Source organism: Paralcaligenes ureilyticus, assembly GCF_004346225.1.
Classification (GTDB): Bacteria; Pseudomonadota; Gammaproteobacteria; order Burkholderiales; family Burkholderiaceae_B; genus Paralcaligenes; species Paralcaligenes ureilyticus.
This window is the reverse complement of record NZ_SMAJ01000020.1, coordinates 24414-41061: the sequence shown is the minus strand read 5'-3', so window position 1 is coordinate 41061 and position 16648 is coordinate 24414. Positions and strand designations below refer to the sequence as shown.

14 protein-coding genes are annotated in these 16648 nt (G+C 60.1%); 12 read left to right on the top strand and 2 right to left on the bottom strand.

What is annotated here, in order from left to right; all coding sequences use genetic code 11:
- Nucleotides 1-360 precede the first annotated feature (360 nt).
- Nucleotides 361-1218: an S-formylglutathione hydrolase gene (gene fghA / locus EDC26_RS18110; protein ID WP_132585379.1), complete on the bottom strand. Its 858-nt coding sequence runs from the start codon at nucleotides 1216-1218 to the stop codon at nucleotides 361-363.
- Nucleotides 1218-2324, bottom strand: a complete 1107-nt coding sequence (locus EDC26_RS18105) for an S-(hydroxymethyl)glutathione dehydrogenase/class III alcohol dehydrogenase (RefSeq protein ID WP_132585376.1) — start codon at nucleotides 2322-2324, stop codon at nucleotides 1218-1220. The genes fghA and EDC26_RS18105 overlap by 1 nt, the downstream gene beginning before the upstream one ends.
- A 137-nt stretch (nucleotides 2325-2461) precedes the next feature.
- Here EDC26_RS18105 and EDC26_RS18100 point away from each other — a divergent pair, with 137 nt between their 5' ends.
- From EDC26_RS18100 to EDC26_RS18045, 12 genes are all read left to right on the top strand, one after another.
- Entirely contained in the window at nucleotides 2462-3151 is a 690-nt protein-coding gene (locus EDC26_RS18100; RefSeq protein ID WP_132585373.1) for a hypothetical protein, read from the top strand.
- 457 nt (nucleotides 3152-3608) lie between these two features.
- Entirely contained in the window at nucleotides 3609-8336 is a 4728-nt protein-coding gene (locus EDC26_RS18095) for a glutamate synthase-related protein (RefSeq protein ID WP_132585370.1), read from the top strand.
- A gap of 10 nt (nucleotides 8337-8346) precedes the next feature.
- Nucleotides 8347-9810, top strand: a complete 1464-nt coding sequence (locus tag EDC26_RS18090) for a glutamate synthase subunit beta (protein WP_132585367.1) — start codon at nucleotides 8347-8349, stop codon at nucleotides 9808-9810.
- Nucleotides 9811-9877: 67 nt separating this feature from the next.
- Nucleotides 9878-10453 carry a chromate transporter gene (locus tag EDC26_RS18085; protein WP_132585364.1) on the top strand — a complete coding sequence of 192 codons (576 nt, stop codon included), beginning with the start codon at nucleotides 9878-9880 and terminating at the stop codon, nucleotides 10451-10453.
- Nucleotides 10450-10974 (top strand): chromate transporter, encoded by a 525-nt coding sequence (locus tag EDC26_RS18080; protein ID WP_132585361.1) that lies wholly within the window; start codon nucleotides 10450-10452, stop codon nucleotides 10972-10974. The genes EDC26_RS18085 and EDC26_RS18080 overlap by 4 nt, the downstream gene beginning before the upstream one ends.
- 326 nt (nucleotides 10975-11300) lie before the next feature.
- Nucleotides 11301-12137: an ABC transporter ATP-binding protein gene (locus EDC26_RS18075; RefSeq protein ID WP_132585358.1), complete on the top strand. Its 837-nt coding sequence runs from the start codon at nucleotides 11301-11303 to the stop codon at nucleotides 12135-12137.
- On the top strand, nucleotides 12134-12922 hold the full coding sequence (gene mlaE, locus EDC26_RS18070) for a lipid asymmetry maintenance ABC transporter permease subunit MlaE (RefSeq protein WP_132585355.1): 789 nt from the start codon (nucleotides 12134-12136) through the stop codon (nucleotides 12920-12922). The genes EDC26_RS18075 and mlaE overlap by 4 nt, the downstream gene beginning before the upstream one ends.
- 18 nt (nucleotides 12923-12940) lie before the next feature.
- Nucleotides 12941-13474 (top strand): outer membrane lipid asymmetry maintenance protein MlaD, encoded by a 534-nt coding sequence (gene mlaD / locus EDC26_RS18065; RefSeq protein ID WP_132585352.1) that lies wholly within the window; start codon nucleotides 12941-12943, stop codon nucleotides 13472-13474.
- Nucleotides 13475-13511: 37 nt separating this feature from the next.
- Nucleotides 13512-14336: an MlaA family lipoprotein gene (locus tag EDC26_RS18060; protein WP_132585349.1), complete on the top strand. Its 825-nt coding sequence runs from the start codon at nucleotides 13512-13514 to the stop codon at nucleotides 14334-14336.
- A 12-nt stretch (nucleotides 14337-14348) separates the two neighbouring features.
- Nucleotides 14349-14996 (top strand): MlaC/ttg2D family ABC transporter substrate-binding protein, encoded by a 648-nt coding sequence (locus tag EDC26_RS18055; RefSeq protein ID WP_132585346.1) that lies wholly within the window; start codon nucleotides 14349-14351, stop codon nucleotides 14994-14996.
- A 72-nt stretch (nucleotides 14997-15068) separates the two neighbouring features.
- Nucleotides 15069-15860: an ABC transporter ATP-binding protein gene (locus EDC26_RS18050; RefSeq protein WP_132585344.1), complete on the top strand. Its 792-nt coding sequence runs from the start codon at nucleotides 15069-15071 to the stop codon at nucleotides 15858-15860.
- Nucleotides 15857-16648: an ABC transporter permease gene (locus EDC26_RS18045; RefSeq protein WP_132585341.1), complete on the top strand. Its 792-nt coding sequence runs from the start codon at nucleotides 15857-15859 to the stop codon at nucleotides 16646-16648. Before EDC26_RS18050 ends, EDC26_RS18045 begins: the two co-directional genes overlap by 4 nt.

Genomic DNA, 16648 nt, shown 5'->3' with positions numbered 1-16648 from the left:
GGCGGCCCAGGCGGGCAGGCTCACATCGTCCGGTCCTGGCGTTGCCAGGACTACCTGCGTCGAGTACCTGGCTTGGGGCGGTGCGCAAACTCGCAACTTGACCCGTCCACTGGACGGGTCAAAAGCCGTTGCTCAAACAGTGCGCCCCTTGCCTCCCCAATCCAGGCGCTCGACGCAGCGGACTCAAGCTCGCCCGCCCGCCTGGGCCGCCGTCGCCTTGGGTGGATTTGCGGCGCTGATTTTGTAGGTGCTGTCTTGTCTTTGCGGATTTTGGTAGCCACAAGGGCCGCCGCTACATGATTCACGGATACGTATTTGTAGCGGCAGCCCTTGTGGCTGCCATCCCCGCAAACACACCTCCTACGCCTTCAAACGCTCCGCGTGAAACGCAATATGGTCCTGGATAAAGCTGGCGATAAAATAATAGCCATGATCGTAGCCTTCATGGCGGCGCAGCGTTAGCGGTTGTTGCGCCTGGACGCAGGCGGCTTCGAAGACTTCCGGATACAGTTGCTCGGCCAGGAATCCATCGGCCAGGCCCTGATCGACCAATATGCCATCGGGAAACGGACAATGCGATGCGGCCATCAGACGCGATGCATCGTAAGCGGCCCAGCCTTCCTGATCCGGCCCCAGATAGCCGCCCAAAGCTTTCTTCCCCCATGGGCAAAGCGACGGCGCCGCGATGGGCGCAAACGCCGATACCGAACGGAACGTATCGCGGTGACGCTGCGCCAACACCAGGGCCCCATGACCGCCCATGGAGTGGCCGAAGATGCCTGCGCGCCGCGCGTCGCCCGGCAAGGTGCCGGTGCTTATCCTGAACAATTCGTCCGTGATGTAGCTTTCCATGCGATAGCGGGCGCTCCATGGCGCCTGCGTCGCGTCCAGATAGAATCCCGCCCCGGTGCCAAAATCCCAGCTATCGCCTTCACCGGCGATATCAGCGCCGCGCGGACTGGTGTCGGGGGCCACCAGCATCAGGCCATGTTCGGCCGCGAAGCGCTGCGCATTGGCCTTGACCATAAAGGTTTCTTCATTGCACGTCAGCCCTGCCAGGAAAAACAGAACCGGCACCCGCTGTTCTTCGGCCTGGGCAGGGATAAACACCGAGAAACGCATGGGCAAGCCAATCACCGTCGACGCATGGCGATAAAAACGCTGCCAGCCGCCGAAGCAGCGGTGCTCGCTTACGAGCTCAAGTAAACCGAGCGCCATCAGTACATCACCACTGAACGTATCGATTCGCCGCGCTGCATGAGGTCGAATCCATCGTTGATTTTTTCAAGCGGCAGGATATGCGTGATCAGGTCATCGATATTGAGCTTGCCATCCATATACCAGTCGACAATTTTAGGAACATCGGTGCGGCCGCGCGCGCCGCCAAACGCCGTACCCTTCCATTGCCGACCCGTTACCAGCTGGAACGGCCGGGTGGAAATTTCGGCGCCCGCGTCGGCCACCCCGATGATGATGGATTGCCCCCAGCCCTTGTGACAGCATTCCAGAGCCTGGCGCATGACCTTGGTATTGCCTATGCATTCAAACGAATAGTCCGCCCCCCCATCGGTGAGCTGAACGATATGGTCGACCACATTGTCGACTTCGGACGGGTTGATGAAGTGCGTCATGCCGAACTGACGCGCCAGCGCTTCGCGCCTGGGATTGAGATCAACGCCAATGATTTTATCGGCTCCGACCATCTTTGCACCCTGAATCACATTCAGGCCTATGCCCCCCAAACCGAACACCACCACATTGGCGCCGGCTTCGACCTTGGCCGTGAACACCACCGCGCCGACACCCGTCGTCACACCGCAGCCGATATAGCAAACCTTGTCGAACGGAGCATCATCGCGGATTTTCGCCAGGGCAATTTCCGGCACCACCACATGATTGGAGAACGTCGACGTCCCCATATAGTGGTGAACAGATTTACCGCCCACCGTGAAGCGCGACGTGCCATCCGGCATCAGGCCCTTGCCTTGCGTGGCGCGTATCGCCTGGCACAGATTGGTTTTGCGCGACAGACAGAACTTGCACTGCCGGCATTCGGGCGTATACAACGGAATGACATGATCCCCCGCCTTGATGCTCGTAACCCCCGAGCCGGTTTCCAGCACCACACCGGCACCTTCATGCCCCAGTATGGCCGGAAAAAGCCCTTCGGGATCGGCGCCCGACAAGGTGTAATAATCCGTATGGCAAATGCCCGTCGCCTTGATTTCGACCAGCACCTCGCCCGCCCGAGGGCCCGCCAGCTCCACCTCTTCAATCGTCAGCGGGGCACCCGCCTTCCAGGCTACTGCGGCTTTGGTTTTCATGTTGAGCTCCTAGTCTTGGATCAGGTATTGGGGCTTGCCGGCCGGGTTGGCCTAATTGGCATGGACAATCTCTATTATGCCGCAGCCGCCTGCGAGTAGAATCGAGACTCACTGCACTTGCTCTCCAAGCTAAAACCATGGCCAGATTGCCGCGCCTTTACGCCCCCCACATTCCGCAACTGGTACAAGCCCGCTTCGCGCAAACGCTGGCCGGGCCTGCAGACCCAAGCCCAGCCGCCGAACTCGACCAACTATTGACCTGGCTAAAAGAAAGCGCCACCGAGCACCAAGTTGCCGTGCACGGCTGGTCGCTCGTCAACGATCGCATTACCCTGCTCGCCACTCCGCCAGGCCAAGGCAATCTATCCAGGCTGATACAAGCCCTGGGGCGGCGCTTCGCCGCACACCGGCACGGCCGGGTTTTTGCGGAACGCTATCGCAGCACACTGGTCGAGCCAGGCCTATGGGTACTGCCCGTACTCATCTGGCTGGAATCACTGCCCGTGCACCTGTCCTACGTCGATCACGCCGAGCACTGGCCCTGGTCCTCGGCCGCCTACCATACGGGCACCAAGGCAACACCCGCCACATGGGTAAACGACCACCCCGACTACTGGAAAGACGGCAACACACCCTTCGACCGGCAAGCCCGCTATCGGGAACGACTGAATAGCGGCCTCTTGCTCAGCCAGCGCCAACAGATCGAGCAATCCCTCTTCGGCCAATGGGCACTGGGAAGCGCCTCATTTTTACAACAGCTGGAAACCCGAGCCAGCCGCCGCCTAGCCCCCGCAGCGCGAGGACGGCCGAGAAAAAACCCGGTCTAAACGGATGGCACCCACAAGGGGTGCCGTTATCTGAGCAGCGGGTACGTTTTTGTAGCGGCAGCCCTTGTGGCTGCCAAAATCTTTGATAATCGCGACCGTATTAGATATAGACGCCGATGGCAGCCACAAGGGCTGCCGCTACAAGCGATGGCCGCGTCAACCAAATTCACCAACGACCCCACAAACATCCACCACACGATGCGGGGCTAGAAGGTTCTGGGCAAGATCAAATTAATGCGAAAGGATGAATGCCACCCACAAGGGGTGGCGCTACAGGCCGCTGCAAAACGCTGTAATATCATACTCAAATCCGTCCCCTATTTAATTGAATAAATATAATAGTTAATAAATAAAGGGACGCACCCCTAATAATTTCCTTGCCAAGCCCGCCTGTCCGCAGTATGGTGTACCTTGCATCGCACCATTTCCACGGCGCAGAGTTCTGCGGAGTACATTTATGCCCTCTACCTCAATCCCCCCCAGCTCACCCGACATCGCGGCCACCACGGTGCGCACCGACCCGCCGCAGGCTCAAGGGCTGTACGACCCGCAAAACGAGCACGACTCCTGTGGCGTCGGGTTTGTCGCCCACATCAAAGGCCGCAAAAGCCACTCCATCATTCAGCAAGGGCTGAAGATTCTTGAAAACCTCGACCACCGGGGCGCAGTGGGTGCCGACGAGCTCATGGGCGATGGCGCCGGCATCCTCATCCAGATACCGGACGCCCTTTACCGCCAGGAACTCGCCGCCCAGGGCATCGAACTGCCCGAGCCCGACGAGTACGGCGTCGCCATGGTGTTTCTGCCCAAGGAAACCGCCTCCCGCCTGGCCTGCCAGCAAGAACTGGAACGCGCCGTGCGCGACGAAGGCCAGGTGGTCCTGGGCTGGCGCGACGTACCCGTAGACAACGACATGCCCATGTCGCCCACGGTGCGTGCCTGCAAGCCCGTCATACGCCAGCTCTTTATCGGCCGCGGGCCCGACATCATGGTGCCCGATGCCCTCGAACGCAAACTGTACGTAATACGCAAAACGGCCAGCCACGCCATTCAACACATGCACCTGGCCCACGGCCAGGAATATTTCGTGCCCTCGATCTCCGTGCGCACGGTCGTCTACAAAGGCCTGCTCCTGGCCAGCCAGGTGGGCAGCTATTACCGCGACCTGGCCGACACCCGCACTGTTTCGGCGCTGGCCATGGTGCACCAGCGCTTTTCCACCAACACCTTCCCGGCGTGGCCCCTCGCCCACCCCTATCGCATGATTGCGCACAACGGCGAAATCAACACGGTCAAAGGCAACTTCAACTGGCTGCGCGCCCGCGAAGGCGCCATGCAATCCGCTGTGCTGGGCTCAGACCTGCCCAAGCTCTACCCGATCGTGTACGAAGGGCAATCCGATACCGCCACCTTCGACAACTGCCTGGAACTGCTGGTCATGTCGGGCTATTCGCTCGCGCACGCCATGCTGATGATGATCCCCGAAGCGTGGGAGCAGCACACGCACATGGATGAACACCGCCGCGCCTTTTACGAATACCACGCGGCCATGATGGAACCCTGGGACGGCCCGGCGGCCATTGCCTTTACCGACGGCCGCCAAATCGGCGCCACGCTGGATCGCAACGGCCTGCGGCCGGCGCGCTACCTGATCACCGATGACGATTTGGTCGTACTGGCTTCGGAAGCCGGCACCCTGTCCATTCCGGAACATCGCATCGTCAAGAAATGGCGCCTGCAGCCGGGCAAAATGTTTCTCATCGACCTGCAGCAAGGCCGCATTATCGACGACGCCGAGATCAAGTCGCAGCTGGCCAACAGCCGGCCCTATCGCCAGTGGATCGAGCGCCTGCGCCTGAAGCTGGAGACATTGCCCGCACCCAAAGCCGAAAACCTCCCGATACCGACGGCCTCTTTGCTCGATCGTCAGCAGGCTTTCGGCTGGACTCAGGAGGACTTCAAGTTCATCCTTGAACCCATGGCCCGCAACGGCGAAGAGGTCATCGGGTCGATGGGCAACGATGCGCCGCTGGCCATCCTGTCCGATCGCTCCAAGCCCTTCTACAACTATTTCCGCCAGCTTTTCGCGCAGGTCACCAATCCGCCCATAGACCCCATCCGCGAACAACTGGTCATGTCGCTGGTTTCGTTCATCGGACCCAAGCCCAATCTGCTCGACATCAACAATGTCAACCCGCCGCTGCGCCTGGAAGTCGCCCAGCCGGTGCTGGACTTTGCCGCCATGGCGCAAATCCGCAATATCGGGCAGATCACTTCGCATAAATTCAAAAGCTTCGAGATCGACATCACCTACCCGGTCGCATGGGGCAGTGAGGGCATCGAAGCCTGCATCGCGGGCCTGTGCTCCAAAGCCACCGACGCCGTGCGCAGCGGCTACAACATATTGCTGATCTCCGACCGAAACATCGACAGCGAGCACGTGGCCATCCCGGCCCTGCTGGCCACCTCGGCCATACACCAACACCTGATTCTGGCCGGCCTTCGCACCAATACCGGCCTGATCGTTGAAACCGGATCGGCGCGCGAAGTGCACCATTTCGCATTGCTGGGCGGCTACGGCGCCGAAGCCATACACCCCTACCTGGCGCTGGAATCGCTGGCCGCCATGGACGACCCCGCGCATGCGATCAAAAACTACATCAAGGCCATCGACAAAGGCCTGAACAAGGTCATGTCCAAAATGGGCATCTCGACCTATATGTCGTACACCGGCGCGCAAATTTTCGAAGCGGTCGGGCTGCAGTCTTCGCTGATCAACAAATACTTCACCGGCACGTCCAGCCGAATTCAAGGCATAGACATCTTCCAGGTCGCCGAAGAAGCGCTGCGACTGCACAGGGCCGCGTTCGGCGACGATCCGGTGCTCAGCAACGCATTGGATGCCGGCGGCGATTACGCCTTCCGCATTCGCGGCGAACAGCATATGTGGACCCCGGACTCGATCGCCAAACTGCAACATGCGACCAAGGCCAACAATTACCGAACCTACAAAGAATACGCGCAGCTCATCAATGACCAGACCCGCCGCCACATGACCTTGCGCGGCCTGTTCGAGTTCAAGGTGGATCCGGCACGCGCCATCCCGCTCGACGAAGTGGAACCCGCCAAGGAAATCGTCAAGCGCTTCGTCACGGGCGCCATGTCGCTGGGCTCGATTTCAACGGAAGCGCATTCCGTCCTGGCGGTGGCCATGAACCGCATAGGCGGCAAATCGAACACCGGCGAAGGCGGTGAAGACGAGCTGCGCTATCGCGAAGAAATGCGCCAGGGCAAAAGCGCCATCAAGAAAGGCGACACGCTTGCCTCCTTCCTGGGCGAAGACCGCATTGCCGCCAACGTGCCTCTCGCGGCAGGCGACTCGTTGCGCTCGCGCATCAAGCAGGTTGCCTCGGGCCGCTTCGGCGTCTCGGCCGAATACCTGTCCAGCGCCGACCAGATCCAGATCAAAATGGCGCAAGGCGCCAAGCCCGGCGAAGGCGGCCAGTTGCCCGGGCACAAAGTGTCGGAGTACATCGCCAAGCTGCGCTATTCGGTGCCGGGCGTGGGCCTGATCTCGCCTCCCCCGCACCATGATATTTATTCCATTGAAGATCTGGCGCAACTGATCCATGACCTGAAAAACGTCAACCCTGCCGCTTCGGTATCGGTCAAGCTCGTGTCGGAAGTGGGTGTAGGTACCGTGGCCACCGGTGTTGCCAAGGCCAAGGCCGATCACGTTGTCATTGCCGGCCACGATGGCGGCACGGGCGCCTCGCCCGTAGCCTCGATCAAGCACGCAGGCACCCCCTGGGAGCTGGGCCTGGCCGAAACGCAGCAAACGCTGGTGTTGAACAACCTGCGCAGCCGGATTCGCGTACAGGCCGACGGGCAGATGAAGACCGGCCGCGACGTTGCCATTGGGGCATTGCTGGGCGCCGACGAGTTCGGCTTTGCCACCGCTCCGCTGGTGGTCGAAGGCTGCATCATGATGCGCAAATGCCACCTGAACACCTGTCCGGTGGGCGTGGCCACCCAGGACCCGCATCTGCGCAAGAAATTCCAGGGCAAGCCCGAACACGTCGTCAACTATTTCTTCTTCGTCGCCGAAGAAGTGCGCGAGATCATGGCTCAGCTAGGCCTGCGCAACTTCAACGAGCTGATAGGACGCGTCGATCTGCTTGACATGCGCACCGGCATCGAACACTGGAAGGCGCAGGGGCTCGACTTCTCCAAGGTGTTTTACCAAACCCCGTCCACCGCCGGCCGCTATCAGACCGACGAGCAGGATCACGGCCTGACCCATGCGCTGGATCATTTACTGATCGAACGCAGCAAGGCCGCCATCGAGCGCGCCGAGAAGGTGTCCTTCATCACGCCCGTGCGCAATCGCAACCGCACCATCGGCGCCATGCTCTCGGGCGAAGTGGCCAGGCATTACGGACATGACGGCCTGCCCGACGACACCATACACATCCAGTGCAATGGCGCTGCCGGCCAAAGCTTCGGCGCGTTCCTGGCCCACGGCATTACGCTGGATCTGGTGGGCGAAGCCAACGACTACGTCGGCAAAGGCCTCTCGGGCGGCCGCATTATCCTGCGCTCGCCCAATGATTTCCGCGGCTTCGGCCCAGACCACATCATCGCCGGCAATACTGTGCTGTATGGGGCGCTGGCGGGCGAGGCATATTTCAACGGCGTGACCGGCGAGCGGTTTGCCGTGCGCAACTCAGGCGCCACCGCCGTTGTCGAAGGCACGGGAGACCACGGATGCGAATACATGACCGGCGGCACGGTCGTCGTGCTGGGAGCAACCGGGCGCAATTTTGCCGCGGGCATGTCCGGCGGCGTGGCCTATGTGTGGGATCCGCACAATACTTTCCGTCAAAACTGCAATCTGTCCATGGTTGAACTCGAGCCCGTCATCAGTCACGCGCAACAAACCGAGGCCAACGGCGTCGACACCTGGCATAGCGTCGTACGCGGCGGCGAACGCGAGACCGACGAAACGATTCTGCGCCGCCTGATTGAAGACCATTATCGTTATACCGGCAGCTTCCGTTCACGCGAACTGCTGGGCGACTGGGAACGGGCCCGTGCCACCTTCGTCAAGGTGATACCTACCGACTATCGCCGCGCGCTGGGTGAAATGTGGCGCGCCAACAACCTACAACAAATCGCTGCCTGAGGAAGCAAACATGGGCAAAATTACTGGCTTCATGGAATTTTCGCGCGTCAAGGAAACCTACGACGCGCCACAGAAACGCCTGAAAAACTGGCGCGAGTTCGTCCATACCCTAACCGACGATCAAGCCAAGCAACAGGGTGCACGCTGCATGGATTGCGGCATTCCCTATTGCAGCAATGGGTGTCCGGTCAACAACGTCATTCCCGACTGGAACGACCTGGTCTACAAACAGCAATGGCGCAGCGCGCTGGACGTGCTGCAATCGACCAACAATTTTCCGGAGTTCACCGGGCGCATCTGTCCGGCGCCCTGCGAGGCGGCCTGTACGCTCAATATCAACGATGACGCAGTCGGCATCAAATCGATCGAACACGCCATTATTGACAAAGGCTGGGCCGAAGGCTGGGTTACGCCGCAGCTGCCGCTGAAAAAAACCGGCAAAAAAGTGGCCGTCGTGGGCTCCGGCCCGGCCGGCCTGGCCTGCGCGCAGCAACTGGCACGCGTCGGCCATGCGGTCACCGTATTTGAAAAGAGCAACCGCATCGGCGGCCTGTTGCGCTATGGCATCCCAGACTTCAAACTCGAAAAATCGCATATCGATCGCCGCCTGGCCCAAATGGAAGCCGAAGGGGTGGAGTTCTGCCCATCGACTTACGTCGGCGACGCCGCCAACGCCGAAGAGGGCCTGACAGTGCGTACGCCCGAGTCGCTGCAAGCCGAATTCGATGCCATCGTGTTGGCCGGCGGCGCGGAAAATCCGCGCGACCTGCCCGTTCCAGGCAGAGAACTCAAAGGCATCCATTTCGCCATGGACTTCCTGCGCCCGCAAAACAAAGTCAATGCAGGCGACCGGGTCGTCAAGCAGACGGTGGCCAAAGGCAAGCATGTGATCGTGATCGGCGGCGGCGACACCGGCTCCGATTGCGTGGGAACCAGCAACCGCCAGGGGGCGGCCTCCGTCACCCAGTTCGAACTCATGGGCAAGTTGCCCGACGAGGAGAACAAGAGTCTGACCTGGCCCTACTGGCCCGCCAAACTGCGCACCTCTTCCTCGCATGAAGAAGGCTGCGAACGCGATTGGGCCGTTACCACCAAATCGTTCGAGGGCAAGGGCGGCAAGGTCGAAAGGCTGGTCGCCGCGCGCCTTGAATGGTTCAAGGACGAAACCACCGGCCAGACCAAGATGCGCCAGATCGAAGGCTCGGAATTCGTTCTGCCCGCCGACCTGGTCCTACTGGCCATGGGTTTCGTCTCGCCCGTCAAAAATGTGCTCGACGCGTTTGGAGTGGGTTTGGACGCCCGCGGCAACGCGCACGCCGATACCGAGAATTACCGCAGCAATGTCGACAAAGTATTTGCCGCCGGCGACATGCGCCGCGGACAATCGCTCGTCGTCTGGGCAATACGGGAAGGACGTCAATGCGCCCGCTCGGTGGATGAACATTTGATGGGAACGAGTACACTACCTCGTTAGCAAACCACCCATCTGTTTGACGCCGGCTGCCCAAGGCAGCCGGCTTGTGTTTTTCCGGCGAAGAAACATGGCTACCGACACCGCTCAGCCCCACCCCGGCCTGTCCGAAATTTTCTGGGCCTTTTCGCGCATAGGAATGACCAGCTTCGGCGGCGGCTTGAGCGGCTGGATGATGCGCGAGTTCGTCCACCAGCGGCGCTGGATTTCCGAAGACGAATTCCTGAGCGGCCTGGCGCTCTCCCAAGCCTTCCCCGGGGTCAATGTCGTTAATCTGTCGATCTGGATCGGCTACAAGTTACACGGTGGCCGGGGTGTCCTGGCGGCAACCTTCGGCATAGTGATGCCGGCCATGATTTTTGCCATTATCCTGGCGGCCGTATTCGCCCGCGTGGCCCAATCGGAAAATATCCATCTGGCGTTGGCCGGCATTGCGGCGGCGGCCATCGGCCTGTCCCTGGAAATGGGCCTGCGAGCGGCCCGGCGGGCCGTAAATGGCCTGCTGCCCTTCCTAGTCCTGGCAGGCACATTTACCGCCATTTTCATCCTGAAGTTTTCGCTGGTCTGGGTGGTGCTGTGCGCCGCGCCCTGCTCGATTGCCATTGCCTACTTTCAAATCAAACGGCACGCGCAGAAATCCCGATGATCGATATTCTGCTCAGCCTGTTCAAAGTCTTTTTCCCTCTGTCCTTCCTGACGGTGGGCGGCGGCCAAAGCATTATTCCGGCCATCCACCACCAATCCGTCGAGGTCTACCACTGGATCAACAATAGCCAGTTCCTGGACCTGTTTGCCCTATCGCGCCTGATTCCGGGGCCAAAATCGCTGCTGATAACACTGATAGGCTGGCAAGCAGCAGGCATGGCGGGCGCCTTGGTTGCCTCGTTCGCCATTTTCGTGCCGGCCGCAACGCTGGTGTATTTTCTGGCCAGACTGTGGGCGCGTTACGAACATACCTTATTGATCAAGTCCATCGAGCAAGGCCTGATCCCCGTGGCCGCCGGCATGATCCTGGCGGCCACAGGAACCATACTCAACGCCTCCGAGGGCGGCCTCTGGGCCTGGGGAGTAGCCATCGTCTCCACTGTGGCGCTGCTTTATACGCGCGTCAGCCCATTCCTGTTGCTGGGCCTGGGGGCGGCGCTATTTTTGATAGTCCGCCCCTGATAGGCGGTTGGAAAAGATGTGGGCCGGCTCCGACGGGAAGATGGCACCCACAAGGGGTGCCGCTACAAAAACGCACCCGTGAATGGAAACGTACCCGTGAATCATGTAGCGGCAGCCCTTGTGGCTGCCAAAATCGTTGATAAGCGAGGCGATATTTATAGAACGCGATGGCAGCCACAAGGGCTGCCGCTACAAACACGTTGCAGGAACGGCATGCGCATTTCGCCGCGGCCTGCTACCATTTGTCCGGGATACAATGCACGGCTGTGAACTACCAACACGGCCGTGTCCATTTTTATTGCCCCACTTTTGTCGAGAACGGTTTTATGAGTTCAGAAACGGATGCCCATCCCGGCCAGCCGGCCCTGCTCTTTAGCGACGTGAGCCTCGGGTACGGAGACTTCACCGTACTGAGCAACGTCACCATGGAAGTTCGCCGCGGCCAGGTCGTCGCCATGATGGGCGGTTCCGGATCGGGTAAAACCACCCTGCTGCGCGGCGCCACAGGGCAACTGAGCCCCCAAGCGGGCGCCATACGCGTTTTCGGCGAAGACATCGCGCAGGCCAACGGCGACGGCGTGCGCAAATTGCGTCAGCGCATGGGGGTACTCTTTCAGCAAGGAGCGCTATTCACCGACCTGAACGTTTTCGAAAACGTAGCCTTCCCCTTGCGTGAGCACACAGAACAAACCGAAAGCGCCATCATCCAGACCGTACTCGACAAGCTGGACGCGGTGGGGCTGCGCGCCGCCGCGCACCTGAAGATTTCAGAAATCTCCGGCGGCATGGCGCGCCGCGTCGCGCTTGCCCGCGCCATCGTCCTGGAACCCGAACTGATTCTGTACGACGAACCCTTCGCAGGCCTCGATCCGATTTCACTGGGCATTACCGCCCAGCTCATCCGCACACTTACCGACCGGCTCAATTGCGCCTCGGTGCTGATTACCCATGACGTCGCCGAATCCTTTGCCATCGCCGACCAGGTCTACATGGTGGGCCAAGGGAAAATGATCGCCAGCGGCACGCCCGATGACCTCTCGCGCTCCCAAGACGCTTACGTCCGCCAATTTCTGGACGGTCAGCCCGACGGCCCCATTGCGTTTCACTACCCGCAAACCCCTGCATTCCAGCAATGGCTAGGGCAGCACGGAGGCCGCCCATGACTACACCAGCCGCCCTGATTTCCGCCCTGGGCGCCGGCATACGCTGCCGTATTACCGGCCTGGGCGCCTACGCCCGCCTGCTGGGCGCCATACTGTCCGGCACCGGTGCAATGTTCAAGCGCCCCCGCCTCGTCTCGCAGCAAGTACACTTTATCGGCAATTACTCGTTGCTGATCATTACCGTATCGGGCTTGTTTGTGGGCTTCGTGCTGGCGCTCCAGGGCTATTACACCCTTGAGCGCTACGGCTCCGAAGAGGCCCTGGGCCTGCTTGTGGCCCTGTCGCTGACACGCGAACTGGGGCCGGTGGTGACTGCGCTGCTCTTTGCCGGCCGCGCCGGCACATCGCTCACGGCCGAGATCGGCCTGATGAAAGCCGGTGAGCAGCTCGCCGCCATGGAGGTCATGGCCGTTGACCCGATACGCCGCGTGCTGGCGCCCAGATTCTGGGGCGGGGTCATCGCCATGCCTGTCCTCGCCGCCGTATTCTCCATGGTCGGCGTCATCGGCGGCTGGTTCGTAGGTGTGGTGCTCATCGGCATCGACTCCGGCGCCTTCTGGTCGCAAATGCAAAACGGCGTCGATGTCTTCAACGACATCGCCAACGGGGTGGTAAAAAGCGCGGTCTTCGGGGTTGCGGTCACACTGATCGCGCTCTATGAAGGCTGGAATGCCAAACCGACCCCCGAAGGGGTCGCCCGCGCCACGACACGCACAGTCGTCAGCAGCGCGCTGGTTGTATTGGGGCTGGACTTCCTGTTGACCGCCCTGATGTTTAGCCATTAAAGAAACGACGGAATCATCATGACTCGCGAAAAAACTGATTTTTGGGTTGGACTATTTGTTTTGCTGGGCGCCATCGCTCTGATTTTCCTCGCCCTGCGCGCGGGCAATCTGAGCTCATTTTCGTTTGCGCCCACTTATCAGGTCGAGGCCCATTTCGACAATCTGGGCGGTTTGAAAATACGCGCGCCGGTCAAAAGCAGCGGCGTGGTGGTGGGCCGCGTAGCCAAGATAGGCTTCGACAACAAGCGTTTTCAGGCCGTTGCAACACTCGATCTGGATAAGCAATACCAGTTTCCCGACGATAGCTCGGCCTCGATTCTCACCTCGGGCCTGCTGGGCGAACAATATGTTGGCCTGACTCCGGGCGGCAGCGAGAAAAACCTGACTCAGAACAGCCAGATCAAATTCACACAAAGCGCCGTCATTCTGGAAGAGCTGATCAGCAAATTCCTGTACAGTTCCGCCAATAAGGAAGGTTCCGCCAAAAAAGACGATTCCGCTAGTGCAGGCAACGCCACGGCGAAAACACCGTCCGATGCGCCAAAACCGTAAAATACCCAATACACACCAAAAACAGCAACCTACTTCAATGAACTCAATCATCCCGCCCGCCCAGGCCTTGCGGCTCGCCCGACTTGCCCCCGTCCTGGCCATCGCCGCCATCGCGGCGGGTTGCGCCAGCGTTCCCAACCCCAACCCCGCCGACCCCTGGGAAAGCTATAACCGCAGCATGTACCAGTTCAACGACACGGTCGACCGGGCGCTGCTCAAGCCCATCGCGTCGGGCTATGCGGCGCTTACGCCCAAGCCTGCCCAGACATGCATCCACAATGTGTTCAACAATGTCGCCGATGTGTGGTCGGCGTTCAACAGCTTTTTTCAGGGCCGCGGCGTCGATTTCTTCAACACGCTGGGTCGCGTGCTCTTTAATTCGACCATGGGTCTGGGCGGCTGCATCGATGTGGCGTCCATGAACGGCTCCAGGCGCATCTCCAACGATCTCGGGGTAACGCTGGGTGTCTGGGGCCTTAAATCGGGCCCTTACGTGGTTCTGCCTTTCCTGGGTTCCAGCACGCTGCGCGACGGTGCCGCCACCGCCAGCGAGTTCGCGGCCGGGGTCGGCGCCTATACGCCGATCGGCTTCATCGACAACGTTCCGTTACGTAATTCACTTCTTGGCATGGAAATTATCGATGCACGCGCTAACCTGCTGGAAGCGGACAAACTCGTAAGCGAAGTCGCTCTGGATCGCTATAGCTTTATTCGCGATGCGTACCTGCAACGGCGTAAAGCACTGATCAGAGGCAAAAAGATCCAAATAAATGGCGTACCCGACCAATCCGAGGACTCGCTACCCGACTATTCGGACGATACGGCTGTCCCCGCAAAGCCCGCCAAACAGGCGGGACAGTAAACCGGAGCCTTTATGAAATTCACTTTATTCCCTGTCGCATTGCGCTCGTTATCATGCCTGCTGGCGGCCGGCGTGCTGGGCATCGGGCTGGCGGGCACCGCCCACGCCGAAGATTCCGTCAACCCCAACGGCGCCCCGAGCGAGTTCGTCAAAGCGGTCGGCGACAATGCGCTCAACGCGATCAAACAATCGCCGCAGGCGCAAAAGGGCGATCTGAACACAATCAACCAGATCGTCAACCAATATGTGCTGCCCTACGTCAATCTGGAAAAAACCACCCGTCTGTCGGCGGGACGCTACTGGCGCCAGGCTACGCCCACCCAGCAGCAGGCCCTGGTGCAAGCCTTCAAGGGCACACTGATACGCACCTACAGCGGCGCCTTCACCAAGGTAACGCAGCAATCCGCGCTTTCAATCGCTCCTTTTCGCGGCGACCCCAAGGCCGACGATGTTGTCGTGCGCTCGACGCTGTCACAAGGCAATGGGCCCTCCGTCGGCGTCGACTACCGGCTGGAAAAGACGGCGCAAGGCTGGAAAATCTACGACCTCAATGTCGAAGGCATCTGGCTGATTCAGAACTATCGCAACCAGTTCGCCGATCAGATCGCCCGCAACGGCATCGACGGCCTGATCCAGGCCCTGAACCAGCGTAATCAGTAAGCGGTTCACGCCGGCGGCGCTTCACCTATAATACTCAGCTTGGCCCAATCACGGGCCAGGCTTTTTATTACTATGCCCGCCCTCACTCTCGATCACGTCTCAAAAATTTACCCTTCGCGTTCGCGAGGCTGGAAAAAATGGTTCTCCAACTCCGGGACGGATCACGGCTTCAAGGCGCTCGACAATGTCAGCCTGAGCGTTGAGCACGGCGAATTCTTCGGCCTGCTCGGCCCCAACGGCGCAGGCAAGACCACGCTGATCTCGATTCTGGCCGGGTTAGTGCGATCCACCTCGGGCAAAACCGAGGTGTGCGGCCATAATGTTGTAACAGACTATAAGCAAGCGCGCCGTTCGCTGGGCGTCGTGCCCCAGGAGATCGTCTACGATCCGTTTTTCACCGTGCGCGAAACCTTGCGCATTCAGTCGGGCTATTTCGGCCTGCGCAACAACGACGACTGGATCGACGAAGTCCTCAGCAACCTGGGCCTGTCCGACAAAGCCGATGCGAATATGCGCGCACTCTCGGGCGGCATGAAGCGGCGGGTGCTGGTCGCCCAGGCGCTGGTGCACCGCCCACCCGTCATTATTCTTGATGAGCCCACGGCGGGCGTCGACGTCGATCTGCGCCGCGCTCTGTGGGAATTCATTTCGCGCCTGAACAAGGCCGGACACACTATTTTGCTGACCACGCACTATCTGGAAGAGGCCGAAGCGCTATGCGGCCGCATCGCCATGCTCAAGGCGGGGCATATTGTGGCGCTCGACACCACCCAGGCGCTGCTGGCTCGCGTGGGCGGCGTCGACCTGGAGGACGCCTTCGTGCGCATTATGCATAACGACGACGCCCTGGAATTCACGCTATGACGCCGCCCGTACTGCTGCCGCGCACCGATTTGGGCTCGGGCTTTCCCACCCTGCTGCACAAGGAAATATCGCGTTTCTGGAAGGTCGGCTTTCAGACCGTTGCCGCGCCGGTATTGACGGCGCTGCTCTACCTGCTGGTGTTTGCGCATGTCCTGGAAGGGCGGGTCAATGTCTATGGCTCTGTGCCGTATACCTCGTTTTTGATCCCCGGCCTGATGATGATGAGCATGTTGCAAAACGCCTTTGCCAACCCATCTTCGTCGTTGATCCAAAGCCGGATCACCGGGAATCTGGTCTTCATCCTGCTGCCGCCGCTGTCGCATCGCGAAATTTTCAGCGCCTATGTGCTCGCCTCCATCGCCCGCGGCATATGCGTGGGCGCCTGTGTCTGGCTGGTGGCCCTGTTCTTCGTCCCGCTGCCTGCCCATAATATCGGTTGGCTGCTGGTATTTGCCCTGCTGTCCTGCGGCATCATGGCGACCTTGGGGATCATCGCGGGGCTGTGGTCCGAAAAATTCGACCACCTCGCGGCCTTCCAGAATTTTCTTATCATGCCCGCAACGTTTCTCTCGGGAGTGTTCTACTCCATACACAGCCTGCCGCCATTCTGGCAAGCCGTGTCGCGCTGGAACCCCATTTTCTATACCATTGACGGTTTCCGCTACGGCTTTTTTTCGGTCTCCGATGTATCGCCGTGGCACAGCCTTCTGGTCGTCAGCGGCGTATTCATTGCGCTGTGCTTTGGCGCCTTGCATCTTTTAGCCAAGGGCTACAAACTTCGGAATTAA

What these genes read in the sequence shown, in the direction of transcription:
- fghA (WP_132585379.1), bottom strand. Translation starts at nt 1,218, where the DNA reads ATGGCGCTCGGTTTACTTGAGCTCGTAAGCGAGCACCGCTGCTTCGGC.
- EDC26_RS18085 (WP_132585364.1), top strand. Translation starts at nt 9,878, where the DNA reads ATGGCTACCGACACCGCTCAGCCCCACCCCGGCCTGTCCGAAATTTTC.
- EDC26_RS18045 (WP_132585341.1), top strand. Translation starts at nt 15,857, where the DNA reads ATGACGCCGCCCGTACTGCTGCCGCGCACCGATTTGGGCTCGGGCTTT.
- EDC26_RS18095 (WP_132585370.1), top strand. Translation starts at nt 3,609, where the DNA reads ATGCCCTCTACCTCAATCCCCCCCAGCTCACCCGACATCGCGGCCACC.
- EDC26_RS18050 (WP_132585344.1), top strand. Translation starts at nt 15,069, where the DNA reads ATGCCCGCCCTCACTCTCGATCACGTCTCAAAAATTTACCCTTCGCGT.
- EDC26_RS18090 (WP_132585367.1), top strand. Translation starts at nt 8,347, where the DNA reads ATGGGCAAAATTACTGGCTTCATGGAATTTTCGCGCGTCAAGGAAACC.
- EDC26_RS18100 (WP_132585373.1), top strand. Translation starts at nt 2,462, where the DNA reads ATGGCCAGATTGCCGCGCCTTTACGCCCCCCACATTCCGCAACTGGTA.
- EDC26_RS18075 (WP_132585358.1), top strand. Translation starts at nt 11,301, where the DNA reads ATGAGTTCAGAAACGGATGCCCATCCCGGCCAGCCGGCCCTGCTCTTT.
- EDC26_RS18060 (WP_132585349.1), top strand. Translation starts at nt 13,512, where the DNA reads ATGAACTCAATCATCCCGCCCGCCCAGGCCTTGCGGCTCGCCCGACTT.
- mlaE (WP_132585355.1), top strand. Translation starts at nt 12,134, where the DNA reads ATGACTACACCAGCCGCCCTGATTTCCGCCCTGGGCGCCGGCATACGC.
- EDC26_RS18105 (WP_132585376.1), bottom strand. Translation starts at nt 2,324, where the DNA reads ATGAAAACCAAAGCCGCAGTAGCCTGGAAGGCGGGTGCCCCGCTGACG.
- mlaD (WP_132585352.1), top strand. Translation starts at nt 12,941, where the DNA reads ATGACTCGCGAAAAAACTGATTTTTGGGTTGGACTATTTGTTTTGCTG.
- EDC26_RS18055 (WP_132585346.1), top strand. Translation starts at nt 14,349, where the DNA reads ATGAAATTCACTTTATTCCCTGTCGCATTGCGCTCGTTATCATGCCTG.
- EDC26_RS18080 (WP_132585361.1), top strand. Translation starts at nt 10,450, where the DNA reads ATGATCGATATTCTGCTCAGCCTGTTCAAAGTCTTTTTCCCTCTGTCC.